Origin of the sequence: Streptomyces sp. NRRL WC-3549 (assembly GCF_000721935.1) — a bacterium.
Taxonomy (GTDB): Bacteria; Actinomycetota; Actinomycetes; order Streptomycetales; family Streptomycetaceae; genus Streptomyces.
In genome coordinates, this window is sequence record NZ_KL585394.1 from 73886 (window position 1) to 74646 (window position 761).

General features: G+C 78.2%; 1 protein-coding gene. It reads left to right on the forward strand.

What is annotated here, in order from left to right; translation table 11 throughout:
* A partial coding sequence (locus IH13_RS0110970) for a discoidin domain-containing protein (protein ID WP_031083327.1) occupies positions 1–558 on the forward strand: 558 nt, incomplete at its 5' end.
* Positions 559–761: the final 203 nt, after the last annotated feature.

Genomic DNA, 761 nt, shown 5'->3' on the forward strand with positions numbered 1-761 from the left:
GACCCGTTGCTGCCGCCGCAGCTGCGGGAGGGCGTGGAGCTCACGGGGCTGCGCTACCGGGGCCGGACGTACGACGTGTCGATCGGCGCGCGGACGACCACGGTCCGGCTGACGGACGGCACGCCGTTCACCGTCCACACCCCGGCCGGTCCGCGCCGCCTGACCGGCACCCTCACGCTGCCCACCCGGCGCCCCGATCTCACCCCGACGCCGAACGCGGCGCGTTGCCGCCCGGTGACGGCCACCTCCGAGGCGCCGGGGCTCTACGCGGCGGCGGCCGTGGACGGCAGCCCGTCCACGGCCTGGTCGCCGCAGGGCGCGGCGGGCACGCTGACGGTGGACCTGGGCCGGGCGGCAGGGGTCACGTCGGTCACCCCCGCGTGGTCGGACGTGGCACCGGCCGCGTACACCGTCGAGACCTCGCCGGACGGCCGGACGTGGGGACCCTTCCGGGCCGGGGACGTGGCCCGGAAGGTGCGGATGACGGTCACCTCGGACGATCCGGGGAAGCCGGCGGGGGTGACCGAACTGGCCGTCGGCACACGGAGCGGCCCCTGAGGGCTCACCCGACAGCGCGCGTCCGCCCGGGAGTCGACGGTCGGCGCTCGGACCCTGACACCCTTCCACGGCCTCGGGGCCGACCGTGCCTCCGTACCCGGGCGCGGGCCTCGGTCACGCCTCCGCCTCCGCCACCGCCTCCACCCCGACGGCGGCCGGGGCGGCGCCGAGCCGCGCCTGCTCCTCCTCCACGATGCGGCGGG